The organism is Methanoculleus taiwanensis (assembly GCF_004102725.1).
GTDB classification, from domain to species: Archaea; Halobacteriota; Methanomicrobia; order Methanomicrobiales; family Methanoculleaceae; genus Methanoculleus_A; species Methanoculleus_A taiwanensis.
This window is the reverse complement of record NZ_LHQS01000012.1, coordinates 1-472: the sequence shown is the minus strand read 5'-3', so window position 1 is coordinate 472 and position 472 is coordinate 1. Positions and strand designations below refer to the sequence as shown.

Annotated in this window: 1 rRNA gene; it reads right to left on the bottom strand. The window is 50.8% G+C overall.

The features are described from left to right. Window positions 1–472: ribosomal RNA gene (locus ABH15_RS13820) — 23S ribosomal RNA — on the bottom strand; the annotation flags it as partial.

Here is a 472-nt window from a genome sequence, read left to right as displayed (position 1 = left end):
GGGTCTTATCCTACAGACTCCGCGCACTTTTAATACGCCGTCCCATGCCCGAAGGCTACGGACTTGTTGGTTTCCCTTCGGCTCCCTTTTTGAGTTAACCTTCGCCTATAGAATAAACTCTCTGGCCCGTTCTTCAAAACGTACGTTATGACGCTGGCAACTTCGCCCGTACTACCGCCTCGCGACGGGTTCCTTCACGAAGAAGATCCTTGCACGCCATAACCCACTATCACCGGTCAATTTCAGGCACTTTTAACCACCTTTCCAGGGTTACTTTTCAGCCTTCGCTCACGCTACTACTACGCTATCGGTTTCGAGGTGTATTTAGTTTTAGAGGTTGATGACCCCTAGATTCCCGCGAGAATACCAACCCACGGTACTCAAGACACTGCCAGAACACCGCTGCATACACGTACGGGACTATCACCCTCTGTGGTGCAACGTTCCAGAAAACTTCCGTTTCGCATTGGTG